The organism is Psychrobacter sp. UBA5136, assembly GCF_002414005.1.
GTDB lineage: Bacteria > Pseudomonadota > Gammaproteobacteria > Pseudomonadales > Moraxellaceae > Psychrobacter.
On sequence record NZ_DHYG01000003.1, the window covers coordinates 65811 to 73506 of the forward strand.

Annotated in this window: 4 protein-coding genes; all 4 read left to right on the forward strand. The window is 45.6% G+C overall.

All coding sequences use genetic code 11. The annotated features are described in order from the left end of the window. The first annotated feature begins 180 nt into the window (after positions 1-180). The 4 genes from mfd (at position 181) to B4240_RS00620 (ending at position 7158) form a co-directional block, all read left to right on the forward strand. Positions 181-3906: a transcription-repair coupling factor gene (gene mfd / locus B4240_RS00605; protein ID WP_296236258.1), complete on the forward strand. Its 3726-nt coding sequence runs from the start codon at positions 181-183 to the stop codon at positions 3904-3906. A gap of 219 nt (positions 3907-4125) precedes the next feature. Further along, positions 4126-4557 (forward strand): HIT domain-containing protein, encoded by a 432-nt coding sequence (locus tag B4240_RS00610; RefSeq protein ID WP_296236259.1) that lies wholly within the window; start codon positions 4126-4128, stop codon positions 4555-4557. A 331-nt stretch (positions 4558-4888) separates the two neighbouring features. Then, positions 4889-6109: a neutral/alkaline non-lysosomal ceramidase N-terminal domain-containing protein gene (locus B4240_RS00615; RefSeq protein WP_296236260.1), complete on the forward strand. Its 1221-nt coding sequence runs from the start codon at positions 4889-4891 to the stop codon at positions 6107-6109. Positions 6110-6165: 56 nt separating this feature from the next. Further along, positions 6166-7158, forward strand: coding sequence for a neutral/alkaline non-lysosomal ceramidase C-terminal domain-containing protein (locus tag B4240_RS00620; protein ID WP_296236261.1), 993 nt, complete (start codon positions 6166-6168; stop codon positions 7156-7158). The last annotated feature ends 538 nt before the right edge of the window (positions 7159-7696 follow it).

The following is a 7696-nucleotide window of genomic DNA, read 5'->3' on the forward strand; positions in this document are numbered from 1 at the left end:
CGTTGAGGTTTTTGCGTTTGCTAGCGCTGTTTTTCTAGTTAAACAATGATTTTATCGAGTATTTCAGCCTTTGTCTTTTTATAAAAATGCTAAGTGACAAACCGTTACGGCATAAATTTTGGTAATTGCGCAAATATTCGTATAATAGCTTTCTGACCCTTAACTTCGATTCTATCCTTTATGCCTATCCCTGCTTTGACCGACGCCTTTGATCTTATTAATCAGCAGTTATTTCCTATCCAGAATGCCGAGCGGCGCTGGCTGGCGCCTGTGCATGGGGCAATTAGTAGCTTGTGGCTAGCAAGTCTCGTGCAAACGCCGCTGTGGGATGTGACCGACCGTCTAAAAGTCGTGGTGACGCGTGACCAAAATCAGCTCAACCAAATAGAAACGGAGTTGGCATTTTGCGGCGTCGATGCCTATGTGTTCCCCGATTGGGAAACGCTGACTTATGATGAGCTATCACCGCATCAAGATATCGTCAGCGAGCGCATCAATTTATTAACCGATATGCCGAGTAAGGGGCTATTACTGATATCGGTACAGACGCTGATGCAACGGGTTGCTCCGCCAAGCTGGTTGATCGGGCAGCACTTTGATTTGAGTGTTGGCGATCGATTTGATATCAATACCCAGCGTGAATTATTGGCAAAGGCTGGTTACCGCGCGGTTGAAAATGTCTTTGAGCCGGGCGAATTTGCCGTACGCGGTAGTATCATTGATATCTTTGCGATGGGTCAGCCATTTCCGCTACGTCTTGATTTATTTGACGACGAAATTGAAACCATTCGCTTCTTTAACCCGCAGACGCAGCGAACGTTAACCACCGATGACCTAAAAACCATGATGAGCGGCAATGATAGCAGTATGACTAAAGAGTCGCTGGCACTGCTGCATAAATTGCCTGATCTTTCAAAACCTATTGAGCAGTTTCAAATACTACCGGCCAAAGAGTTTCCGCTCGATGAAGGGCGCGAGACGTTTCGCACCAACTTTGCGGCGATGTTCCCCAATGCCAGTAGCCGCAAATCTGAGCTGCATAAAGACGTGATGGCCGGTATCGCTAGCAGCGGGCTTGAATACTATCAGCCGTTATTTTTTGATTTAAAGGAGTGGGAGGCAGAGAGTAGTTTATTTTCTTACTTGCCGAGCGATGCCATATTTATTACTGATGAATTGATTAGCGAAAAACAGGCCGATTATTGGTCACAAATCCAGCGCCGCTATGAAGAGCGCCGTCATGATATCGATAAGCCTATCGTCGCCCCTGAATGGTTGTATTTATTAGCAAATACCTTAAATGAGCATCTCAATCATTATCCACGCGTGATTTTAAGTGCGCGTAATGAGCTGGCGACCATGACCGATGTTGCCGCGATTGATAGCGATGATGCAACCTTAGCGCCTGAACAACAGCCTAAAAAACAGCAACAGACGCCAAAAAAACAGCAAGGACTGGTGACGCTAAGCGCGCAAGAGCCGCCACAATTGCCCGTCAATCATCAAAAAGCTGAGCCTCTCACTGAGTTGTTAGCGTTTTTAGACCTGCAAGCGCAAACATCGACGCCAGTATTAGTAGTAGCGGAAACGGCTGGTCGCCGTGAAATTCTCATCGAGCTGTTTAAAGGTAAAATCGATGTCAAAGCTTACGATAGCTTTGAAGCGTTTTTAGCAGCGGATAAAGCGAAAAATAGTGATAATAAGCTACCGCAAGTCGGACTAACTACTGCGCCCATTGAGCGCGGGGTTTATGTCCCTGAGCGCTTGGTCGTGATTAGTGAGACGCAATTATTTGGCCGGCAAGTACTACAAACACGCCGACGCCGCCAAAGCGGTGTGTCAGAAGAATTCTTGGTTAAAAGCGTCACCGAAATAACCGAAGGCAGCCCAGTGGTGCATATCGAGCATGGTATTGGACGCTATAACGGCTTGATTACGCTCGATGTCGGCGACGGTGAGCAAGAGTTTATCCACTTAAAATACGCGGATGATGCCAGTATTTACGTGCCAGTTGCCAATTTGCAAATGATCAATCGCTATAGCGGCGGTGATCCAGCACTTGCGCCACTACACAAAATTGGTAGCGGTAAATGGGACAAAGCCAAGCAAAAAGCGCTTGAGCAAATCCATGATGTCGCCGCTGAGCTACTTAACATGCAAGCTCGGCGCGAAGCAAAAGTCGGCATTCATTTTAAAATAGACCCATCGCAGTATGAGCTGTTTGCCAGTCAGTTTGCCTTTGAAGAAACGCCCGACCAAGCCAATGCCATTCATGCGGTGATGGAAGACATGAGACAAAACCAACCGATGGATCGTCTTATTTGTGGCGATGTTGGTTTCGGTAAAACAGAAGTGGCGATGCGTGCGGCCTTTATTGCGGTCAGCGCAGGCTATCAAGTAGCGGTATTGGTACCGACGACGTTGCTAGCAGGTCAGCACGAAGACAATTTCCGTGACCGTTTTGCGGATTGGCCAGTACGTATTGAAACCTTGTCACGCTTTGGTGGTAAAAAACATCAAGATACGGTGTTGGCTGATTTGGCAGCAGGAAAAGTCGATATTGTGATTGGCACGCATAAATTATTGCAACCTGATGTAAAATTTGCCAATTTAGGGCTGATGATTGTGGATGAAGAGCACCGTTTTGGCGTGCGTCATAAAGAGCGTATTAAGGCGATTCAGACCAATGTGGATAGCATGTCGATGACAGCAACGCCGATTCCGCGTACGCTTAATATGGCGCTCTCAGGTATGCGAGATATGTCGATTATCGCCACACCGCCAGAACGCCGCCTCGCAATTAAAACCTTTGTCATGCAAAAGACCGATGCCTTATTAAAAGAAGCTATCTTGCGTGAGCTACTGCGCGGCGGTCAGGTTTATCTGTTGCATAACGATGTAGCAAGTATTGAGCGCATGGCAGAAACCGTCCGTGAACTGGTGCCCGAAGCACGAGTAGGGGTCGCGCATGGACAAATGCAAGAGCGCCAACTTGAGCAAGTGATGGAGCAGTTTTATCATAAAAAGTTCAACGTACTGGTGTGCTCGACCATCATCGAAACCGGTATTGATGTGCCCAATGCCAATACCATTATCATTGAGCGCGCCGATAAGTTTGGCTTAGCGCAATTGCATCAGCTACGAGGCCGCGTTGGTCGCAGTCATCACCAAGCCTATTGTTACTTGCTAGTACCATCTATTAAAGGTTTGAAAGGCGATGCTAAGCGCCGTCTGCACGCGATTGAGCGCGCCAATACTTTGGGCGCAGGCTTTATGCTGGCCAGTGAAGATTTAGAGATTCGCGGCGCGGGTGAAATCCTGGGTAAGCAGCAAAGCGGTAACATGCAAGCGATTGGCTTTAGTTTATATATGGATATGCTGGAGCGGGCGACGAAAGCAATTAAAGCTGGTAAAGAACCTGACTTAAACACGCCACTGTCATTGACCAGTGAAATCAATTTGCACAGCTCGGCGCTAATACCAGAAGAATATTTGCATGATGTGCATCAGCGTTTATTGTTTTACAAACGTATCAGTAATGCCGAAGACAAAGAGGCATTGACCGATATTCGTACCGAAATGATTGACCGTTTTGGGACGCTGCCCGATCAGACCAAGCAGTTGTTTGCTGTTCATGGACTGCGTATACAAGCTGAACCGTTGAAGATTAATAAAATCGATGCCAACAGCAGCAGCCTAACACTAGAGTTTGCACCTGATACCCCAGTCGATGCCTTAGCAATTATTAAGCTCATTCAAAAGGACGGGCAGCGTTATCGGATGAATGGCGCCTCTGGTATTCGTTATCAAGATGCTGATAAGTTGGCAACCCCGCAGCAGCGCGTCAACGTGATTCAAGAGCTATTACGCTATTTTAGCGAGCACATGGTGGCGGAGTCTGCTTAGCTTTATTGATTTGTAACGTTAAACTAGGTCATGTCCTAGGCAGCGCCGCGAAATAATTTAAGTAAGGTAAAGGTCAAGCCTTAAGACAATCCGTCACGGCGCTATTTTATCGGCTGGATAACTGATAAAATAACGACATCTTATATTTAGTAAATTCATTACTGCTTTTCTGTATTTTAATTCCTTTTATTTAAGCATCATAACAAGAGAACCGTCATTATGTTCCAACTTCATCACAAACTTGCCGCTGACAGTTTTTTAGTGGGTGATTTCCCATTATCAACCTGTCGTTTAATCAATGATTGTCAATTTCCGTGGTTGATATTGGTGCCGCGGGTATCAGGTATCAAAGAATTGTACGAGCTGTCTGAGGCGGATCAAGCGCAGTTTTTGCGTGAGTCGAGCTGGTTATCAAGTCAACTTGCCAAGACGTTTCAAGCGGATAAAATGAATGTCGCCGCCCTTGGTAATCAAGTACCGCAGCTACATTTTCATCATATCGTGCGCTATCAAAACGATGTGCAATGGCCAAATCCAGTATGGGGCGTTCCTGCCGTACCTTATACCAAAGAAGTGTTGGCGCAAATGCAGCAAACGCTCATGATGGCGCTGCGTGGTCATCATCAAATGCCGTTTGATTGGCAAATGTAATCAAGCTTTAAATGAAGGTCTGTAAATGTCGCTTTAGTATTTACTACTCAAGGAGTTTTATTTAAATAGTTTTGTCTAGAGTAAAACAGTAGTGAAGTTGGCTTTAATAGTGATTGAAGATTCTGTTACCATAAAATATTTCACATTTGTTTGTTATTCGTTATATTAGAGGGAGAGTTGGTTAAATGGATATAGCCAACTTATCCGCTCAGTGTCGTTTTTTTACGAGTCAATCATAAAGGTTGGTTTGATACTTTAAAAAGGGCTGAGTTATTTAATTTTAGATTGAGTTTTTTCAATTTAGGATTTTACTCTATGTTAAGGATAACAAATGACTACTTCCTCTATTTCTCCAGCGTTATTACGACCGTCTATGTTACTCATCTCTATTTGTACCACGGTACTCAGCCTCACTGCATGTAATACGGATTCAACGGAATCTGCATCAGCACAATCTGCGTCGATACATGCCGCTTCAGCCACGTCTGATTCGGGACAAATCATTACCAAAAGTACTCCTGCCACAGCGGTCAGCTCTGTCACGTTAAATCATAGCGCCTCTGCCATGTCTATGAGGGCGATGCCAACAAGCCAGTATTTGGTAGGTAGCGGTAAGGCTGATATCACCGGTGCTGCTGCCGAGACCGGCATGTTTGGTTATGCCGCAGGTCAAGTGGTACAAGGTATCAACGACCGTTTATACTCGCATGCTTTTATTATCGGGGAAGCGGATAAAAATGCGGACAAACGTGTCGTCTATGTATCTGCCGATATGGGTGCCATGTTTACCGCGGTAAAACTTGAGGTCATTAAGCGCCTAAAAGCGGATTATGGCGACTTATATAACGATGACAATGTCATGCTCACTGCCACTCATACTCACGTGGGCAATGCTGGCTACTCACATCAGCAGCTGTACCAAATTGCCAGTACCGATGACACCTTAGCAGGCTATAGCAGCCAAAATTTCAATGCTATCGTCAATGGCATTGTCACCTCAATTAAGCGTGCGCACGATAGCTTGACGCCAGGGACACTCTCTTTGGCGCAAGGCGAGCTCAAGGGCGCGACGGTCAATCGCTCAGAATTTGCCTATAACAGTAATATCGACGCCAAAGACTTTGATAGTAATGTCAATGAAACCATGACCCAGCTGCGCCTCAACGCCGCTGATGGCTCGCCCGTGGGATTGATTAATTGGTTTGCACTGCATCCAACCAGTTTTAGTAATAAATTTATGCACTTGAGCGCGGATAATAAAGGTTTTGCCCAGCGCGGTGCGGAAAAGATTTTTGGCGGAGAATCAGACAAGCCGTTTGTGGCAGCTTTTGCCAATGCTGATGAGGGTGATGTGCTGGCGGCAGGTGGAAATGCCAATTCTAAACCGGGCTTTCAAGGTAGTGATAACGAGTGGGAAAATGTCAGACGTGACGGGCAGATGCAGCTAGATAAAGCGGTTGAGCTTTGGCAACAAGGTGCGCCCGTTACTGGTCCTGTGGATGTACGCGCGCGCTGGGTTGACTTAAAAGGCTATCAAGTCGATGGCAAATAAAAGGCTATCAAGTCGATGGCAAATTTACCAATGGCGCGGGCAATAAAGTGCTCTGTATGCCTGCTCGCGGTTACTCGTTTGCTGCTGGCGGGGAGAATGGCCCATCGAACATACCCGGCATTTATGAAGGTATGACCCGAGAAAACTTCCGTATCAATGATGATATCAATAAGATCGATCAATCCTTTTTGGGCAGTTTAACGCGCGGCGCGTTTGGTATCGTCTCATCCGTTAGCCAAGATGATTGTCAGGCCGAAAAACAAGTACTCTTGCCCACTGGCAGTTGGGGATGGATTAATACGCAGCAGCCCGTTCAGCTGATGCGTATCGGCAATATCGCCATCGTTGCTATACCTGCCGAGCCAACTACTATGGTCGGACGCCGGATGCGCGTAGCGGTATTGGCGCAGCTAAAAGATTCAGGAATCGATACCGTTATTGTTAGCGGTTTGGCCAATAACTATAGCGGTTACTTAACCACGCGCGAAGAGTTTGCCACTCAGCATTATGAAGGCGCATCCACTGAGTATGGCCCTTATCAAGCGGCGGCTTATTTGCAAGAATATACACGGCTGGCTGAAGCGTTACGAGATGGCACCGAAGTCTATGACAGCGCCACGCCGCCTGATCGCTCCGGTAAATTCTTTAGCGAGCGTCCAGGGGTGGTATTTGATGATAAACCTTTAAAACAAGTTTGGGGCCAAACCCTTGTTCAGCCCAAGGCCAGTTATCAAAAAGGCGAAACTGCCACGGCGGTGTTCCGCGGCGCCCATCCTAAAAACAATCTACGTACCGAAGACAGCTTTTTAAAAGTGCAGCGTTTTGAAAAAGGGCAGTGGGTAGACTATCTAAGCGATAGCGACTTTGACACCACCTATACGTGGCAGCGCGAAGGGGCAGCGTACAGTAAAGCCATTATTGATTGGCGGATTGCTGATGATACCCCAGCTGGTACTTATCGCTTGCTCCATCAAGGCGACTGGAAAAATGGCTGGACGCATAAAATTAAACCGTATTCAGGCGTTTCTAATAGTTTTAGCGTGCAATAATTACTTTTATTTGAACATTCGTCGCGTTTTGGCGCTTACTAATTTTTCATTATGCAAAAGTCAGATAGCCATTATCTGACTTTTTTGCTCTTGTTTTTTTGTTTTTGTTATTATCGGTAAAGCAAAACGCGTCTACTGTGATTTAGATTTATAGAGCGTTTTGGGTAAATGAGCGACAAGTGGTATGCTTTTGCTTACCATTGTCCTAGGTACGGCAGCAATAAATCCGTATAATAAACAAATTTACTAGCCACTTATATCATCAGTTGTTTATAAAGGCATTCTACTTATCAATCTAAGTAACACTTAATAAATGCATGATAAAATAAGCTTTATTTTAATTTTTTTTAAAATATTTGATAGCTGTCCTTTAGGCGTATATTGACCATGGCATTTTTCGACACCCCAAGCCCAAAGATTTCTGTACAGGGTAGTAATAACACTAATGCCTATCGTTTCGATTATCCAGAAATTTTTGTTTTAATACTGACGGTCGTATTGCTCGCCATACATTTTAATTTTAGTCCCTCTTCAATGG